We start from the raw sequence: 18,737 nt of genomic DNA, 5'->3' as shown, positions 1-18,737 counted from the left end.
AAAGTGCGTAGCGGTTTTGCGTTGGATAATGCGTAAAGACAAACAGATAGAACGGCATCCCTTATGGGATGCCGTATTGTCGTGAGTTTAAGCGAGCCAGAACAGAATACACGCCAAGCCGAACCCCAGAAGCCCGATAAGGGTTTCTAGAACAGTCCAGGTTTTCAGTGTCGTCTTGACGTCCATGTTGAAGAAACGTCCAACGAGCCAGAAACCGGAATCGTTGACATGGGAGAGCATGACCGACCCTGCAGCAAGGGCGATCACCACCGCCGCAGTCTCAAGTCCGTGATAACCCGCAGCCTGAACCGCAGGCTGGACAAGTCCGGCAGCCGTTATCAGCGCCACCGTTGCCGACCCCTGCGCAACGCGCAAGATCGTTGCGATCAGGAAGCCCGCCACGATAACGGGCAGTCCGGTATTGGCGAATGCACTGGACAAAGCGTCACCGATGCCGGAGGCACGCAGGACGCCGCCGAACATTCCGCCCGCGCCTGTAATCAGAATGATGGAACACACCGGACCGAGCGCCGAATCGAGAATGCGTTCGACACTGGCCAGGTCCCTGCCGCGCCGGGGTCCCAGCACATAGGAGGCGACCAACACCGAAATCAGAAGAGCAACCGGTGTCGATCCGATCATCCGCGCAAGCTGATACCAGTTGGCCTGGGCGTTTACCCAACCTTGTGCACGGGCGAAATCCAGACCTGTATTGATGAAAATCAGAACCAGTGGCAGCAGGAGAAGCAATATGACCAGGCTGGAGCTTGGAGGATTCAGGGCCTCTTCTGCGTTCTTTCCGGCATCAAAACTGTCAGGGATAGGGAGATTGATCCGCTTGCCGATCCATGCGCCGAAAAGGTGTCCGGCAATAAACCAGACAGGTATGACGACCACGATCCCGACCAGAATGAGAAGCCCCACATCCGCACCCAACAGCTCGGATGCCGCCACCGGCCCCGGATGAGGCGGCACGAAAACATGCATCACCGAAAAAGCTGCGGCGACCGGAATACCGTAGAGAAGCAGGCTTCCCTTGAGGCGTCGCGCAACGGTGAAGACCACAGGAAGCATCACGACCAGCCCCGCATCGAAAAAAATCGGAAAGCCGAAGATGAGCGATGCGATGCCAAGCGCCATGGGCGCGCGTTCTTCGCCGAACCGCCTGATGAGATCGTCGGCAAGCGCCTGCGCGCCGCCGGATATCTCGAGCAGCCGACCCAACATCGCACCGAGACCGACCAGAAGCGCTACGCCGCCGAGAGTGGAACCGAAGGCGGACGTGATTGTCGCCAGAATATTGCCTGCTGGAATGCCCGTCGCAAGCGCTGTCAGGAGGCTGACGATTATAAGCGCTACGAACGCATGGACGCGAAACCGGATGATGAGCAAAAGCAACAATAAAACAGCGCCCACCGCGATGGAGATGAGCGCGCCTGCCCCCATCGTCTGCTCGAATTCCTGCATGCGATTCTTCCTTATGATGGGGAGAAAACTTGTTTGATCGAACGTATCGCGAAAGGGTTTCACACTTTTCGGGATACGTTCTAGGTCAAATACCTATTGTCATTGTCGAAAAAAGCAAGTTTCACCAGAGTAGCGCTCACAACCATAAAAAACGCCCCCTTTGCAGGGGGCGTGACCAGAGTTCAGGCAGGTTTATATCAAGCAGGCTTGATGGTATTCAGCAGATTGCCGATCGAGCTTTCAACCGAAGGCCGAATGTCGTTACGCCACAGCGCAAACGCGACGTTGGCTTCGATGAAGCCCGCCTTGGAGCCGCAGTCGAATGTCAGGCCCCGATAATCGAAACCGAAAAATTTCTGGGCATCGGCAAGCTTCAGCATCGCATCCGTGAGCTGGATTTCGTTGCCAGCCCCTTTTTCCTGCTTGCTCAGAAGCTCGAAGATTTCCGGCTGCAGAATATAGCGACCGTTGATGTAGAGATTGGACGGTGCCGTACCCTTGGCAGGCTTTTCGACCATCTGCGTAATCTCGAAACCGCTACCGATGGCTTCGCCTTTGCCGACGATGCCATATTTATGGGCTTCTTCCGGGTCGCATTCCTGCACGGCAATAACGTTGCCGCCAGTATTTTCGTACAGCTCGACCATTTCCTTCAGGCAGCCCTTCTTCGACTGCATGACCATGTCCGGCAGCAAGAGAGCAAAAGGTTCGTCGCCGACGAGCTCACGAGCACACCAGACCGCATGGCCGAGACCAAGCGGCACCTGCTGACGGGTGAAGCTGGTCGTTCCCGGCTGCGGCTGGATATCTTGAAGATGCTCCAGTTCAGCAGTCTTGCCGCGTTCGGCAAGCGTGGAATATAGCTCTACCTGTGCATCGAAATAGTCTTCGATGACCGCTTTGTTTCGCCCGGTGACGAAAATCAGATGCTCGATACCTGCTTCGCGCGCCTCATCGACCACATACTGGATGACGGGCTTGTCCACGACAGTCAGCATTTCTTTGGGAATGGATTTGGTGGCGGGCAGGAAGCGGGTGCCAAGACCTGCAACAGGGAAGACGGCCTTGCGAATTTTTCGGATAGAACTCATCCCTCTCCTCGATTTCACTATTTCAGGTTTGCTATCAAAGCATTGAAACGACTGAATTTCAAATAAGGCCTTTTCATTAAGGAACGACGAAATTGCGTGGCTCATCCCATCACATTCAATGACCCGACCTTAATGTTGCTTGATTCAAAAACTTTTCGAAATTTCGGGCAATTTTTAAAGCAAGCCCGCGATGGTAAACCAATTGCTAACCGAGAGGTTCTAATTTGATCGTTCAACGGTTCGATCCGGAATTTTCTGCTGGCTCAAATTCAACACAGGATGGTATTAATTGACTAATGCAATCCGGAGCGCGCAGAATCCAGATCGAAGGGAAACGCGCCGGTATCGGCTAAATTTGATTGCAGAAGGGAAACACAGAATGCTGCGATTTCCATTCACGGTGGGCCAGACGCTGAAGCTGAAAGCAGCTACAACGGTTGCGATAGCTGTGCTTGCCTCCACACTGACAACCGGCTCCGCATTGGCCGATGCAAAATTTCGCCAGTGGGTCGCCAGTTTTCGCCCTGTCGCTATAAAGGCAGGTGTTTCGCCTTCCACTTTCGATCGTGCATTCCGCGGTGTCGATGCACCGGACCCGGTCGTGCTGCAAAAGGCACGCTACCAGCCTGAATTCACCGAACCTGTCTGGAACTATGTCGATAACCGCGTGAACGAGCAGTCCGTCTCGGTCGGCCAGAACATGGCCCGCAAATGGGGACCATGGCTCCAGCGCATCGAGCAGCGTTTCTCGGTCGATCGCAATATCCTGCTCGCCATCTGGTCGATGGAAAGCAATTATGGCGAAATTCTCAAGCGCGATGACGTGATGCGCGACGCCGTGCGTTCGCTGGCGACACTCGCCTATGCGGATCAGCGCCGCGCCAAATATGGCCGCACGCAGTTAATTGCCGCGATGAAGATTCTCCAGACCGGCGATATCGACCGTGGCCATCTTTCCGGCTCCTGGGCTGGTGCGCTCGGCCACACGCAGTTCATCCCGACCAGCTATCAGGCCTATGCAGTCGATATGGACGGTAACGGCAAGCGCGACATCTGGAACTCGGTTCCCGATGCGCTGGGCACGGCGGCAAATCTGCTACATCGCAATGGCTGGCAACCGGGCCGTAGCTGGGGCTACGAGGTCGCTCTACCACAGGGACGCAAATTCCCTTCCGGCTCGCTTTCGATCGCCGAATGGCAGAAAATCGGTCTCGTTCGCGCTAACGGACGCGCCTTCCCCGATCCTAACGAAAAAGCAACGCTGAAAGTGCCGGATGGTCGTCAGGGCCCGGCCTTCCTGATGACGAAGAATTTCTTCGTGTTGAAGCGTTACAATAATGCCGACAAATATGCGCTCGCTGTCGGCCTCCTCGCGGATCGCATCGGCGGTTATCAGGGACTGCGTCAGGATTGGAACCGTCCATTTACGCCGATCACCATGAACGAGCGTCAGGAGCTTCAAACGCATCTGAAGGCGCTCGGCTATTATGACGGCAATATCGATGGCAAGATCGGCTCCACCTCGCGGGCAGCTATCGAAGCCTTCCAGCAGCGCAACGGACTTCAGCCGGACGGCCATCCGAGCAAGGAAGTCCTGTCGGTTCTGCGCCGTCGTTAAACTGTCAGATTGATCGAATGGAGCGCACTTTAACAAAAGTGCGCTCCATTTTGTTTTTCAGGATTGCCAAGCTATTATGCAAGCCATGAAGGCGAAACGGATGCGTGGAAATCGGACTGTGACCAGGCTTGTGAAAGCTTTCAGCATCGTGCTGGCGGTGACAGCGTTGCTGTTCTCAGACATCGCCACGGCATCCGCACAGGAACGGCCGAGAACGCTTTTCGATCTATTGTTTGGCTCCCGGCAGGCACAACCACAGCGTCAATATGAGCAACGTGCCCCGCAACGTGCCCGGCCCAAGGCGAAGCGCCCCAAGGCAGCTTCTCCCGCTTCACGCCCGACACCGCCGCCAGCGGCAAGCCCCGCGGTCGAATTCGTAGAGAAAAAGCCGGATGCAAAGAAAGTCCTTGTCGTCGGCGACTTCATCGGCAACGGCCTGGCCGAAGGCCTTGATGTTGCTTTCGCATCCGACTCCGACCTCCAGGTCGTGACCCGGATAAACGGCTCCTCAGGCTTTGTGCGCAACGACCATTTCAACTGGCCCGAAAATATCGGCAAGATACTGGAGGAGGAGAAGCCTGCTGCAGTTGTAGTCATGATCGGCTCCAACGACAGGCAGGCGATCACCGAGAAAGGCGCAAGCCTGCCGCCCCGGTCCCCGGAATGGAATGAAGAATATCAAAAGCGGGTCACTGCTTTCATCAAAGTCATCAACGACAAGCACTTTCCTCTGGTGTGGATCGGCCAGCCGCCCTTCCGCCCGAAAGGCATGTCGCAGGATATGCTGGCGCTCAATGAAATCTATCGTACGGCTACCGAAAAGGCTGGCGGCAAGTTCGCCGATGTCTGGGACGGTTTTGTTGACGAGGACGGAAATTTCACGCAAACCGGTTTCGATATTAACGGTCAGACCGCGCGTTTGCGCGGTAATGACGGCATCAACATAACTTCAGCGGGCAAGCGCAAGCTCGCCTTCTATGCGGAAAAGCCGCTCCGCGCCTATCTCGGCGGTGCAAAGGAAGAAGACCAGCCACTGCCCGCGGTCGGCGCGCATGATCCATCAAAACCGGTGGACCGCGTGGCGCCGGTCAGTATTCGCGACATCGACAAGGATGAAAGCGGCGTTCTGCTCGGTGGTAGCCTTGCGCGCCCGCAAGCCACGCGCCCAGCCCGCGCTGAAAACAAACCGTCACCTGGAAGAGCCGACGATTTTTCCTGGCCGCAGAAGAACGCAAATCCCTAGTTATTGGGCTGCACCAGCTCGATTAAGCTATTGCTTGATCAATACCCAGCAGCTTTCTCTATCCAATATGATTCCAATTGCTACATTCCGCGCTGTTCACACCAGCGCTCACATCGTCTATCAGAAGGCACAGTCTGCCTGAAAAGGCAGTACGGGAAGGACGCTCCTCCTCGCCCAGGTGAGGTTGTCTTTCAGCGTCGGCCAACCACAAGAGGCGTTTGAATGAACATCGCATCAAAGCCTTCTGCCGATCCACATCGGGAGGAGGCCCCCCATCTTGCACGTAACCTGTCCAACAGGCATCTGCAACTGATCGCCATTGGCGGCGCGATAGGCACCGGCCTTTTCATGGGCTCGGGCAAGACCATTTCGCTGGCTGGCCCGTCGATCCTGCTCGTCTATGCAGTCATTGGCTTCATGCTGTTCTTTGTTATGCGCGCGCTGGGCGAAATCTTGCTGTCCAATCTCGAATATCGTTCCTTTGCGGATTTCGCAGGCGATTATCTTGGGCCATGGGCGCAGTTCTTCACCGGCTGGACCTACTGGCTTTGCTGGATCGTGACGGGCGTAGCCGATGTTGTTGCCGTTTCGGGCTATGTCTCGTTCTGGTTCCCGGAGCTTGCGCTCTGGATACCGGCGCTCGGGCTGATCTTCACGCTTCTGGCGCTCAATCTGCCGACAGTGCGCAATTTCGGTGAAATCGAATTCTGGTTCGCCCTCATCAAGATCGTTGCTATTGTCGGGTTGATCGTTGCTGGCGTGTACATGCTCTCGACCGGCTTTACCCTGCCCAATGGCAGCCAGGCCTCGGTCGCGCATTTGTGGAACCATGGCGGGTTCTTCCCCAACGGTTTCCTCGGCTTTGTTGCCGGTTTCCAGATCGCGGTCTTCGCTTTTGTCGGCATTGAACTCGTCGGCACCGCCGCCGCTGAAACCAAAGATCCGGTGCGCAATCTGCCGAAGGCCATCAACTCGATCCCGATCCGCGTGGTGCTGTTCTATCTCGGCGCTTTGTTCGTCATCATCACCGTCATTCCGTGGGATCAGGTCGATCCGAATTCAAGCCCGTTCGTCGCCATGTTCTCGTTGGCCGGTCTTGGCATTGCCGCGCATGTCGTGAATTTCGTCGTGCTGACTTCGGCAACGTCGAGCGCGAATTCCGGCATCTACTCGACCTCACGCATGATCTACGGCCTCGCCACTTCAAAGCTCGCGCCGAAGGCGCTCGGCAAGCTGAACAAGCGGAAAGTACCGGTCAATTCGCTGTTCTTCTCGTGCGTTTTCCTGCTCGCAGGCGTGGTTCTGCTTTATGCTGGCCAGAGCATCATCGAAGCCTTCACCATCGTCACGACGATCTCGGCGCTGCTTTTCATCTTCATCTGGTCAATCATTCTGGCGTCTTATCTGCAATATCGCCGCAAGCGCCCGGACCTGCATGAAAAGTCCACATTCAAGATGCCGGGCGGACGTGCCGCCGTTGTGATGGTCTTCGCCTTCTTTGCCTTCATTCTGTGGGCATTGGCGCAGGAACCCGACACCGCAGCCGCTCTGAAAGTGACACCATTCTGGTTTGTATTCCTCGCCATCGCCTATCTGTTGATGAAGGCGCGACGCAGCCAAAGCTGAAAAACAAAAAGCCCGCCAATCTGGCGGGCTTTCATTTCTATAGGCCTCTCTTAGCGAGGCAAAACCGAACTCCCCATCAGATCAGCATCGATGGCATGCGCTGCCTGACGGCCTTCGCGGATTGCCCAGACGACCAGCGACTGACCACGGCGCACGTCGCCTGCGGCATAGAGCTTGTCGACATTGGTGCGATAGTCACGCTCATTGGCCTTGACCGACTTCGAACCGCGGCGATCAGTTGCAACATCGAGCCTGTCGCCCAGTTCCTTGACCACGCTGTCTTCGCCCGGACCGGCAAAGCCGATGGCGATGAAAGCGAGGTCAGCCTTGATGAAGAATTCGGAGCCAGCAATTGGCTTGCGCTTTTCATCAACCTGACAGCACTTCACATGGGTCAGGCGGCCTTCTTCACCGATGAATTCCAGCGTTGCGACCTGAAACTCGCGCGCAGCACCCTCAGCCTGGCTGGAAGAAGTGCGCATCTTGGTCGCCCAGTAAGGCCAGACGCTAAGCTTGTCTTCTTTTTCCGGCGGCTGCGGACGAATATCGAGCTGGGTGACATTGACCGCGCCCTGACGGAAAGCAGTGCCAACGCAGTCGGAAGCCGTATCACCGCCACCAACGACAACAATGTGCTTGCCGCCCGCCAGGATCGGTGCCGAAGCCCAGGCAACGGATTCGATATTCTCGCGACCGACGCGACGGTTCTGCTGTACCAGATAAGGCATGGCATCGTGCACGCCTTCAAGATCGGCACCGGGAATGCCAGCGGGACGTGGCGTTTCGGAGCCGCCGCTATAAAGCACGGCATCATAGGTATCGAGAAGGCCGCGCAACGGCTTGTCGACGCCGATATTCACGCCGCACAGGAAGCGGACGCCTTCACCTTCCATCTGCGCCACGCGGCGATCGATGAGGTGCTTTTCCATCTTGAAGTCCGGAATGCCGTAACGCAAGAGACCGCCGGGGCGGCTTTCGCGCTCATAAACATCGACCATGTGACCGGCACGCGCGAGCTGCTGCGCAGCGGCAAGGCCAGCGGGACCTGAACCGATGATGGCGACCGACTTGCCAGTCTTGTTGGCGGCAGGCTGCGGCACGATGTAGCCCAGCTCATAAGCCTTGTCGCCCAGAGCCTGTTCGACCGTCTTGATGGCAACCGGCGTATCTTCGAGGTTCAGCGTGCAAGCTTCCTCACAAGGCGCCGGACAAACGCGACCCGTAAACTCCGGGAAGTTGTTGGTCAGATGCAGGTTGCGGATCGCCTGATCCCAGTTGTTGTTATAGACGAGATCGTTCCAGTCCGGGATCTGGTTATGCACCGGGCAGCCCGTCGGCCCATGGCAGAACGGAATGCCGCAATCCATGCAGCGTGCAGCCTGCTTCTGCACTTCACCATCCGTCATCGGAATGGTGAACTCGCGGAAGTGACGGATACGATCCGACGCCGGCTGGTACTTTGCTACCTGACGGTCGATCTCTAGAAAACCAGTTACCTTACCCATTCTTCTACTCCCCTCGGCCTGCGACCAGCGCATGGTCTGCTTTGCCGGAAGTTGCCCTGTCCGCCGCGTCATCTTTGACGCGCAGGCATGTCAGGGCGTTGTTATCTCTCTTACATGACAAGGATGCCCGGTCTTCAGATCATCGTGACCGAAGACCGGAAATTCCTCGATTGAACATGATCTTGCCCGAAAACCGGTTTCCACTTTTCGGGATCATGTTCATTCCGCCGCGACACCGATCTGCATGCGCTCCATCTCTTCCAGAGCGCGACGGTATTCGACCGGCATGACCTTCACGAATTTGGGACGATAGCTCTCCCAATTGTCGAGAATATCCTTCGCCCGCGTCGAGCCTGTGTAGTGCAGATGATTGGCGATTAGCTGCACCAGACGTTCCTCATCATGATGGGTCATATTGGCCGAAACGTCCACACGGCCCTTATGCATGAGGTCACCGCCATGGTGATGCAGCTTTTCGAGGATGTCGTCTTCTTCTGGAACCGGTTCCAACTCAACCATTGCCATGTTGCAGCGCTGGGCGAAATCGCCTTCCTCGTCAAGCACATAGGCGACGCCGCCCGACATGCCCGCCGCGAAATTGCGACCCGTCTGACCGATAACCACGACGACACCGCCGGTCATGTATTCGCAACCGTGATCGCCCACGCCTTCGACAACCGTGACCGCACCGGAGTTGCGCACGGCGAAGCGCTCGCCCGCAACGCCGCGGAAGTAGCACTCGCCTTCAAGCGCACCGTAAAGCACGGTATTGCCGACGATGATGGAATCCTCGGCGATGATGCGCGTATCTTCCGGCGGACGGATGACGATGCGGCCACCCGAAAGGCCCTTGCCGACATAGTCGTTGCCATCGCCGATCAGTTCGAATGAGACGCCACGTGCCAGGAAGGCACCGAAGGACTGGCCAGCCGTACCGCGGAGCGTAACGGCAATGGTGTCTTCCGGCAGGCCCTTGTGGCGGAATCGCTTGGCAACTTCGCCTGACAGCATCGCACCGGCAGAACGGTCGACATTCTTGATGCCGATGTCGATCTTGACGGGCTTGCGTTCTTCAAGCGCAGGCATGGCCTCGGCAATCAGCTTACGGTCGAGAACGTCTTCAATCGGATGATGCTGACGCTCGGTCCAGTGGATCTCGTGCTTCTCGGCCTCCGGCTTGTAGAAAATGCGGCTGAAATCGAGACCCTTGGCCTTCCAATGATCGATCATGTCCTGCTTTTCGAGAAGATCGGTCTCGCCGATAATCTGTTCCAGCTTGGTGAAGCCCATCGAAGCCAGCAGCGCACGCACTTCTTCCGCCAGATAGAAGAAGAAGTTGATGACGTGTTCCGGCGTACCCTTGAAGCGCTTGCGCAGAACCGGGTCCTGCGTCGCCACACCCACCGGGCAAGTGTTCAGATGGCACTTACGCATCATGATGCAGCCAGCAGCAATCAACGGGGCCGTCGAGAAACCGAACTCGTCGGCACCGAGCAGCGCACCAATGACCACGTCGCGACCGGTCCGCAGACCGCCATCGACCTGCAGGGCAACGCGGGAGCGAAGCCCGTTCAGCACCAGCGTCTGATGAGTTTCGGCAAGGCCGATTTCCCATGGGCTACCGGCATGCTTCAGCGAGGTGAGCGGCGAAGCGCCCGTGCCGCCATCATAACCTGACACGGTGATGTGGTCGGCACGCGCCTTGGCAACACCGGCAGCAACCGTGCCAACACCCACTTCCGACACCAGCTTGACCGAAATATCTGCAGCCGGGTTGACGTTCTTCAGATCGTAGATGAGCTGCGCCAGATCTTCGATGGAATAGATGTCGTGGTGCGGCGGCGGCGAAATGAGACCAACGCCCGGCGTCGAATGACGGGTCTTGGCGATGGTCGCATCGACCTTGTGGCCTGGAAGCTGGCCGCCTTCGCCGGGCTTTGCACCCTGCGCGACCTTGATCTGGATCAGATCGGAGTTGACGAGATATTCCGTCGTGACGCCGAAACGACCCGAGGCAACCTGCTTGATCGCAGAGCGCTCCGGGTTTGGCGTGCCATCCGGCAGCGGATAGAAACGATCCGGTTCTTCACCGCCTTCGCCCGTGTTCGACTTGCCGCCAATGGCGTTCATCGCACGCGCAAGCGTGGTGTGAGCTTCACGCGAGATCGAGCCGAACGACATGGCGCCGGTCGAGAAGCGCTTGACGATATCGACCGCCGGTTCGACTTCATCGATGGAAACCGGCTTGAGACCGCGCTCTTCGGCAAAGCGAATATCGAACAGGCCGCGAATGGTCTTTGCCTGCGCCGACTTGGAGTCGAGCATGCTCGTATATTCGGTAAACGTATCCGGGTTCGAGGTGCGCACCGCATGCTGCAGCTTGGCAACCGCATCCGGCGACCACAAATGCGCCTCGCCGCGCATGCGGTAGGCATATTCGCCGCCGACTTCGAGCGCGGTTAGCAGAACCGGGTCGTTACCGAATGCATCGGTGTGACGGCGCACGGTTTCTTCCGCGATTTCGTCCAGACCGACACCTTCGATGCTGGTCGCGGTGCCGAAGAAGTATTTGTCGACAAAGCTCGACTGCAATCCGACCGCATCGAAAATCTGCGCGCCGCAATAGGACTGGTAGGTCGAGATGCCCATCTTGGACATGACCTTGAGAATGCCCTTGCCAATCGACTTGATGTAGCGCTTGACCACTTCATATTCATCGACTTCCGGCGGAAACTCGCGGCGGCGATGCATGTCGAGCAGCGTGTCGAAGGCGAGATACGGGTTGATGGCTTCGGCACCATAGCCTGCAAGACAGGCGAAGTGATGTATTTCGCGCGGTTCGCCCGATTCGACCACGAGGCCGACCGAAGTCCGCAGACCCTTGCGGATCAGATGATGATGCACGGCAGCCGTCGCCAGCAGAGCCGGGATCGGAATGCGGTCCGGGCCAACCTGACGATCCGACAGGATGACAATGTTGTAGCCGCCGTGAACAGCCGCTTCTGCGCGGTCGCACAAACGCTCGATGGCGCCATGCATACCGGCTGCGCCCTCACCCGTATTATAGGTGATGTCGAGCGTCTTGGTGTCGAAACGATCTTCGGTGTGACCGATGGAGCGGATCTTTTCCAGATCGCCATTGGTCAGGATCGGCTGGCGCACTTCCAGACGCTTGCGGCGTGAATTGCCGATAAGGTCGAAAATGTTGGGGCGCGGACCGATGAAGGAAACGAGGCTCATCACCAGTTCTTCACGGATCGGATCAATCGGCGGGTTGGTGACCTGCGCGAAGTTCTGCTTGAAATAGGTGAACAGCATCTTCGACTTGTCGGACATGGCCGAAATCGGCGTATCCGTACCCATCGATCCGATAGCTTCCTGACCGGTGGTCGCCATCGGGGACATCAGAAGCCTGGTGTCTTCCTGGGTGTAGCCGAAAGCCTGCTGGCGGTCGAGAAGGCTAACATCCTTGCGCAGCGCACGCGGCTCGACCGGGTTGAGGTCTTCCAGAATGAGCTGGGTGTTAGCCAACCACTGCTTATAAGGATGCTTCTGCGCGATCTGCGACTTGATTTCCTCGTCGGAAACGATGCGGCCTTCTTCCATATCAATGAGCAGCATACGACCCGGCTGAAGACGCCACTTCTTGACGACCTTCTTCTCGTCCACCGGCAAGACACCGGCTTCCGAAGCCAGAATGACGAAATCATCGTCGGTCACGATGTAGCGGGCCGGACGCAGGCCGTTACGGTCCAGCGTCGCGCCGATCTGGCGGCCATCGGTGAAGGCCACAGCAGCCGGGCCGTCCCATGGTTCCATCAGGGCAGCGTGATATTCATAGAATGCGCGGCGATCATCCGCCATCAGCTTGTTGCCGGACCATGCTTCCGGGATCAGCATCATCATCGCATGGGCGAGGCTGTAGCCACCCTGATGCAGGAATTCGAGCGCATTGTCGAAGCAGGCCGTATCCGACTGACCTTCATAGGAGATAGGCCAGAGCTTGGAAATGTCGTTGCCGAACAGCTCCGAGTCCACCGATGCCTGACGCGCCGCCATCCAGTTCACGTTGCCGCGCAGCGTGTTGATTTCGCCGTTATGCGCGACCATGCGGTAAGGGTGAGCCAAACGCCAGGACGGGAAGGTGTTGGTCGAGAAACGCTGGTGAACCAGCGCCACAGCGCTTTCGAAACGCGGATCCTTCAAATCCTGATAATAGCTGCCTACCTGGTAAGCTAGGAACATGCCCTTGTAGACGACCGTGCGCGCCGACATGGAAACGACGTAGAAGCCGTTATCGTCGCCGTCGTTTTCCTGATAGATGCGGTTGGAAATGACTTTGCGCAGCACAAAAAGGCGCCGCTCGAAATCATCGTCCGTTTCCAGCATCGGGTTACGCCCGATGAAGACCTGAACATGGAACGGTTCGGTCGCGGCAATATCCGGCGCTTTCGACAAGGATGAGTTGTCGACCGCCACTTCACGGAAGCCGATGAACTGCTGGCCTTCGGCAGCGATCACTTCCTTGACGATTTCTTCAGCGTGGGTGCGCAGCTTTGCGTCACGCGGCATGAACAGGTAGCCAACGCCGTAATGGCCTGGCTGCGGCAGGTCGATGCCCTGACGCGCCATTTCCTCACGGAAGAAGCGATCTGGAATCTGCACGAGAATGCCTGCGCCGTCCCCCATCAGCGGGTCAGCGCCGACGGCGCCGCGATGGGTGAGGTTTTCCAGCATCTTGAGACCGTTTTCCACGACCTGATGCGACTTCTTGCCCTTCATATGGGCAATGAAGCCAACGCCGCACGCATCATGCTCGTTGCGCGGATCGTAGAGACCTTGAGCTGCGGGCAAACCCGCCGCTGTCGTTTTTCGCGTCGTTCGGTTGGGAGCGGTCGTCGCAGCTTTGACCGTTCCGTTCTGTACGTTGTGAGAAACCACATTCGATACAGATGGCGTCAAATGCGTCATCGTCATTCCCTCCGTTTGGCCCTCATCATGAGGTGCGCGATCAGTATATACCGAGATGGTGTGACAACCATCCCGCCGTTGATTTACATATAAAGGAAGCCTTATCGACAAGGCGTTGGACGAGGTTCCGGGCGAGCGGCGAGGCCGGTGCGAGGAACGATGTTTAGCGCCTTATTCTCATCAGGCTTGGACAGACGACACTCAGCCCACCAGAAAATGGCGCACTAGAATTCCTCCTGTCGCGGTCGGGGCGCCTGTTACCGCCAGACTATGTGCCTGCCAGTACGGCGCCTCTTTCTGAAACTTTTCGGAGAGCGTTGTGTCGCTTCCGTTTGCATCAGCGTTTAATTGGACAGCATTGCTGTCCTAATCACGTATGACAGAAATCAAATTGCCTCACAAGATGGAAACGCAATTTTTCTCAGCACCTTCCGTAATAAAATATCAAAATACGTGATTTTATTGGACTTTAATTGCGCACAGGCGCCATTGCGTCAGTTTGGCGCGCCCTCGCCCTTTCCAAGTCTGCCTAAAAATTGAGCAATTCGTCTGCATTTTTCCAGCGCGCCAGGCCTTAACCACTTCTGTCAGACAGGTTATAGACACATCGACTGTGCGACAGCCCATTCAACCCATCTGGAGGAACACGTGCACTTTGCGTCAGACAATTGGGCAGGCGCCCACCCGAAAATCGCCGAGAGCCTTTCGTTGCATGCTGCGGGTTTTGCGGCAGCCTATGGCGCAAGCGAAATCGACAAACGCGTGGAACAAAGGTTCAACGAATTGTTCGAGCGCGAAGTTGCCGTATTCTTTGTCGGAACCGGTACAGCCGCCAACTCGCTCGCGCTCGCCAGTGTCAACCGGCCCGGCGGTGTGTCGCTGGTACACCGTGAGGCGCATGTGATCGAAGACGAATGCGGCGCGCCTGAATATTTTACGGGCGGCGCGCGCCTGCATCCGATCGACGGTGCTTATGGCCGTATCGACCCTGAACTTCTCAAGCGCGAATTGAAGCGCTTCAACCCGGCTTTCGTTCATGCCGGGCAGCCCATGGCGGTCTGCATCACGCAGGCGACTGAAGTCGGCACGCTCTACCAGCCCGAACATATCGCCACCATTTCCAAGATCTGCCGCGATGCCGGTCTGCCCTTACACATGGACGGCGCACGTTTTGCCAATGCACTTGTTTCGCTGGACATGACGCCAGCAGAAATGACCTGGAAACAGGGCGTGGACATCGTTTCCTTCGGTGGCACGAAAAACGGCTGCTGGTGCGCCGAAGCACTGGTCTTCATGGACCCGGCACGTGCCAAGGATCTGCCGTTCATTCGCAAGCGCGCGGCGCAGCTCTTCTCCAAGACCCGCTTTGTAGCAGCGCAGTTCGATGCTTACCTGCAGGATGATCTCTGGCTTGAACTGGCCCGTCATTCGAACGCGCTTGCAACGCGCCTCGCCGGTCATATCAATGCGTCGAGCCAGATGCGCCTTGCCTGGAAGCCGGAAGCCAATGAGGTCTTCGCCATCATGAAACAGTCGGTCTATGACCGCCTGCGCAATACCGGAGCAATCTTCTACGACTGGAACCCGCCGCATTCGGAAGTGAACCGCATCAGTGACGGCGAAATTTTCGCCCGTTTCGTGACGAGCTTCGCCAATACGGAAGAAGATGTCGATCGTTTCGCCGATTTGATCGCCTGACGCTCTTTAGTACCTGTGAAATTGAAAAAGGCGGCACATCAAGCACCGCCTTTTCTTATTCATTTTCCACCGAGCTTAATGCGCGGTTTTTGCCTCGATCTGCTGAGCGCCATCAGAGCCAGCCTTGGTAACTTCGATCTTGCGCGGTTTCATCTGTTCTGGAATCTCGCGCTTGAGATCAATGTGCAGGAGACCGTTCTTGAGGCTCGCACCGGCAACTTCAACGAAGTCGGCAAGCTGGAAACGGCGCTCGAAAGCACGCGAGGCAATACCGCGATAGAGAACTTCACCGATATCTGAAGCATTCTCATCGGCCTTCTGGCCCTTGATGGTGAGCTGATTGCGGTGCGCTTCGATTTCGAGTTCGCTTTCGGAAAAGCCCGCAACCGCCATCGTGATGCGATAGGTGTTCTCACCCGTGCGCTCGATATTATACGGCGGATAGGACTGGTTACCTTCCGGCGAAGCGAGCGTATCAAGCATGGTGAAAAGCCGATCGAAACCAACCGTGGAACGATAGAGCGGGGAAAAATCTACGTGACGCATGTGTTAGCCCTCCTTTAGAGCGACATGATGCTTGTTTCAGCATGATCTTTTCCGAAGAGCGCTGAGCCCATTCGGGATCATACAGGGCGGCGAAATTCCCGTATGGCGAATTCCTTGGTGCCGGCGGCCCCTTCCAGGCGACCGCAAAACTCATTTGGGAACGGTTCTTTTTCATTTCAAGGCCGCACGCGCGTGACGATCGCGAAACGAAGCCTACACGCGCCGTCACTTTGCGTAACAACTCCTGATCGATAGGGGCCTATATTTTGGGGGATCGGCCGCACAATGAACCCAAAATGAACATCATCTTTGGCGAGCGTTCAGCCGCTTGGGGCTAATGTCCCACTATGCCTGCTGCAAAGCGGGTTCACTGAAGGATCACGGTTATGAGAAAAGCTGTTCTCGCTTTTGCCGCACTTGCCACCGTCGCGACCGGTTTCGCGACACCATCCCTTGCAGCCGATAGCGGCCTGCGCGTTCAGATCCAGTACTATGATGATGACGGCTACCGTCCGCCGCGTCCTTATCCAGGACCGCGTCCCGATTGGGATGGCGGCCCCGACCGCCGCCCAGGCTGGGGCGACGATTATGGCCGTCGCGACATTATGGGACCGCGCCGTATCGCACGCTCGCTGGAACGCCGCGGCTATGATGTCGGCGATATACGCCTCAACCGCGACACCTATTTGGTCCGCGCCACAAGACCGAACGGTCGCCGCGTCATCGTCATGGTCGACGCTTATTCGGGCCGCATCGTCGGTGAGCGTCGCCCCGGCGGATACTGAGCACTTCTTTCTTCACATTTTTCGATAGGCCAGCCGGCGTAACGTCCCTTGCATCGGCTGTTCTTTGAGCCGGAAGTTCGTTCTCGAACTTCCGGTTACTTTTTATCATCAATTGTCCCATTATGCTGGCAGCACCTATCTCAACCCGAAACAGAAAGGCCCGCAATCGGATGTCGGAACTGCTTTTCGAAACCGATGCGAATCCGATTCCGCATGGGATAAAGGCCGGGCTGCTTGAAGCAAAGGGCGGCAAAACTCTGCGCTATGCCATTCTGAAAGCCGAAACGCGACCGATACGGGGAACAGTGGTCCTGCTTCAGGGGCGCAATGAGTTCATCGAAAAATACTTCGAAACCATGACCGATCTGAGCGCACGCGGGTTCACGGTCGTGACTTTCGACTGGCGCGGACAAGGTGGCTCGCACCGGCTGCTGAAAGATCGCCAGCGCGGCTATGTCCGCAGTTTCGATGACTATTGCGATGATCTCGACTTTGTCCTTGACCAAGTCGCTTTGCCTGACTGTCCCCCGCCTTTCTATATTCTCGGCCATTCCGCTGGTGCCCTTGTTGCACTTTCCTCTATGGGCAGGCTGACATCGCGCATCAGTCGCATGGTTCTTTGTGCACCCTTCATGGGACTCGATGGGCAAAAACTCAGCGACGACAATGTACGCCGCATCGCCTCCGCCTTTCGATGGCTTGGCCTCGGCCAGGTTTACGCCTCCGGTGGACGCAGACTGGCTTCGCGCCCCTTTGCTGGCAATCCGCTGACCAGTGACCCGGCACGCTTCATGCGCAATATGGAAATTCCACGCCTCTATCCGGAACTGGCGCTTGGCGGGCCCACGGCACGCTGGTTATGGAGCGCACTCGAAACGGCGCGGCGCATCAATCAGCCAGACTTTTACAATGGGCTGACAGTACCCGTCCTCATCGTTGCCGCCGGCGCGGACCGCGTTGTTTCAACGCCGGTGATCGAACGTTTTGTGGCACGCACGCGCAATGTCTCGCTGACGACGATTACCGGCGCCCGCCACGAAATGCTTCAGGAAGCTGACTTTTATCGTGAGCAGCTCTGGGCGGCCTTCGATGCTTTCATTCCGGGCTCGTCGGAAGTGGAAACCTTACCGGAGACCATTGAGCCAGCGATCTCCGGTTTTTAGAGCGCGTTTCGATCTGAATGAATCAGATCGGCGCTCTAAACTTTTCTATTTGAAGCATAATCTTATCGATCCTCGTTTCACTCCGGTCGGATTATGCTCTAATCATCCATTCAGCAGATCAAGAGCTGCCCTGTGCAATTCGGGAGTAGCTGCGGCGACAACGTCACCGCCCTTTTCCGCCGGGCCGCCATCGCGTTGCGTCACCACACCGCCAGCCTGCTCGATCAGCGGAATGAGAGCAACGATGTCATAAGGCTGCAGACCAGCCTCGACCACGATATCCGCAAACCCGCCTGCCAACATGGCGAAGGCATAGCAGTCAACTCCATAACGTGACAACCGCACAGCGCCTTCCAGACGATCAAATCCCTTGCGGCTTTCCCCTTTGAAAAGGGCGGGCGTCGTTGTGAACATTGTCGCATCGGCCAGAGCGGCATTCTTGCGTACGGACAGACGACGTGGTGTGTCCTCGCCGCCATTGCGCTCGAGATAAGCGCCATTGCCGTCGCTGTAGAACAGTTCGCCCGTGAAGGGTTGCGACATCATTCCCGCCTTGGCATCGCCATCAACAGTCAGGCCCAAAAGCGTACCCCAGACTGGCAATCCGGAAATGAAGGCACGGGTTCCATCAATGGGATCGATAACCCAGACATGACTGCGATCGATATTCTCCGGCCCATATTCTTCCCCAAGAATACCGTGGTCGGGAAAAGCGCTGCCAATAACAGCGCGAATCGCACGTTCTGCCGCCCGATCCGCTTCGGTCACCGGATCGAAGCCGACGCTATATTTGTTGTCTATTTCCGTCAGCCGACGAAAACGTGGAAGCGTTTCACGGGCCGCAGCAGCAGCCACTTCGGAAAAAAATGCCTTATCGATCAGCAACCCCGAACTCCTGTTTCCAAGACATGGCGCATACTTGTGCAAACCATGCTAATTTTGCCTACATAATGAGCATACTAAAATTCGCTCAAAAAATATGCGCATTTTCTTGACGTTAATACCATTCAGACGTAACTTAAAT

Annotated in this window: 12 protein-coding genes; 6 read left to right on the top strand and 6 right to left on the bottom strand. The window is 56.8% G+C overall.

Annotated features, from left to right (window positions below; translation table 11 throughout):
* Window positions 1-87: 87 nt before the first annotated feature.
* Window positions 88-1,467, bottom strand: a complete 1,380-nt coding sequence (locus tag FIB18_RS16690; protein WP_140021776.1) for a GntP family permease — start codon at window positions 1,465-1,467, stop codon at window positions 88-90.
* 197 nt (window positions 1,468-1,664) lie between these two features.
* On the bottom strand, window positions 1,665-2,558 hold the full coding sequence (gene galU / locus FIB18_RS16685; protein WP_140021775.1) for a UTP--glucose-1-phosphate uridylyltransferase GalU: 894 nt from the start codon (window positions 2,556-2,558) through the stop codon (window positions 1,665-1,667).
* Window positions 2,559-2,937: 379 nt separating this feature from the next.
* On the opposite strand from galU, the gene FIB18_RS16680 reads away from it, so the two are divergent.
* From FIB18_RS16680 to FIB18_RS16670, 3 genes are all read left to right on the top strand, one after another.
* A complete protein-coding gene (locus tag FIB18_RS16680; protein ID WP_140021774.1) occupies window positions 2,938-4,176 on the top strand; it encodes a lytic murein transglycosylase in 1,239 nt (412 codons plus the stop codon).
* A 100-nt stretch (window positions 4,177-4,276) separates the two neighbouring features.
* A complete protein-coding gene (locus FIB18_RS16675) occupies window positions 4,277-5,419 on the top strand; it encodes an SGNH/GDSL hydrolase family protein (protein ID WP_140021773.1) in 1,143 nt (380 codons plus the stop codon).
* 222 nt (window positions 5,420-5,641) lie between these two features.
* The gene (locus FIB18_RS16670; protein ID WP_140021772.1) at window positions 5,642-7,045 is read left to right on the top strand and encodes an amino acid permease; all 1,404 of its coding nucleotides are present in this window, start codon (window positions 5,642-5,644) and stop codon (window positions 7,043-7,045) included.
* 50 nt (window positions 7,046-7,095) lie between these two features.
* Here the strand turns inward: FIB18_RS16670 and FIB18_RS16665 are convergent, their stop codons facing one another.
* Both FIB18_RS16665 and gltB read right to left on the bottom strand, forming a co-directional pair.
* Window positions 7,096-8,550, bottom strand: a complete 1,455-nt coding sequence (locus FIB18_RS16665) for a glutamate synthase subunit beta (RefSeq protein WP_140021771.1) — start codon at window positions 8,548-8,550, stop codon at window positions 7,096-7,098.
* 219 nt (window positions 8,551-8,769) lie between these two features.
* Window positions 8,770-13,521 carry a glutamate synthase large subunit gene (gene gltB / locus FIB18_RS16660; protein WP_140021770.1) on the bottom strand — a complete coding sequence of 1,584 codons (4,752 nt, stop codon included), beginning with the start codon at window positions 13,519-13,521 and terminating at the stop codon, window positions 8,770-8,772.
* 648 nt (window positions 13,522-14,169) lie between these two features.
* On the opposite strand from gltB, the gene FIB18_RS16650 reads away from it, so the two are divergent.
* Window positions 14,170-15,219, top strand: coding sequence for a threonine aldolase family protein (locus tag FIB18_RS16650; RefSeq protein WP_140021769.1), 1,050 nt, complete (start codon window positions 14,170-14,172; stop codon window positions 15,217-15,219).
* Between the two features lie 75 nt (window positions 15,220-15,294).
* Here FIB18_RS16650 and FIB18_RS16645 read toward each other — a convergent pair whose 3' ends face one another.
* On the bottom strand, window positions 15,295-15,765 hold the full coding sequence (locus FIB18_RS16645) for an Hsp20 family protein (RefSeq protein WP_140021768.1): 471 nt from the start codon (window positions 15,763-15,765) through the stop codon (window positions 15,295-15,297).
* A 386-nt stretch (window positions 15,766-16,151) separates the two neighbouring features.
* Here FIB18_RS16645 and FIB18_RS16640 point away from each other — a divergent pair, with 386 nt between their 5' ends.
* Window positions 16,152-16,550, top strand: a complete 399-nt coding sequence (locus FIB18_RS16640) for a PepSY domain-containing protein (protein WP_140021767.1) — start codon at window positions 16,152-16,154, stop codon at window positions 16,548-16,550.
* Between the two features lie 170 nt (window positions 16,551-16,720).
* On the top strand, window positions 16,721-17,713 hold the full coding sequence (locus tag FIB18_RS16635; protein ID WP_140021766.1) for an alpha/beta fold hydrolase: 993 nt from the start codon (window positions 16,721-16,723) through the stop codon (window positions 17,711-17,713).
* A gap of 102 nt (window positions 17,714-17,815) precedes the next feature.
* Here the strand turns inward: FIB18_RS16635 and hisN are convergent, their stop codons facing one another.
* A complete protein-coding gene (gene hisN / locus FIB18_RS16630; protein WP_140021765.1) occupies window positions 17,816-18,598 on the bottom strand; it encodes a histidinol-phosphatase in 783 nt (260 codons plus the stop codon).
* Between the last annotated feature and the right edge of the window lie 139 nt (window positions 18,599-18,737).

It is taken from the genome of Brucella pecoris, assembly GCF_006376675.1.
Classification (GTDB): domain Bacteria; phylum Pseudomonadota; class Alphaproteobacteria; order Rhizobiales; family Rhizobiaceae; genus Brucella; species Brucella pecoris.
The sequence above is the reverse complement of the archived record's forward strand: the minus strand, read 5'-3'. Positions and strand labels throughout refer to the sequence as shown.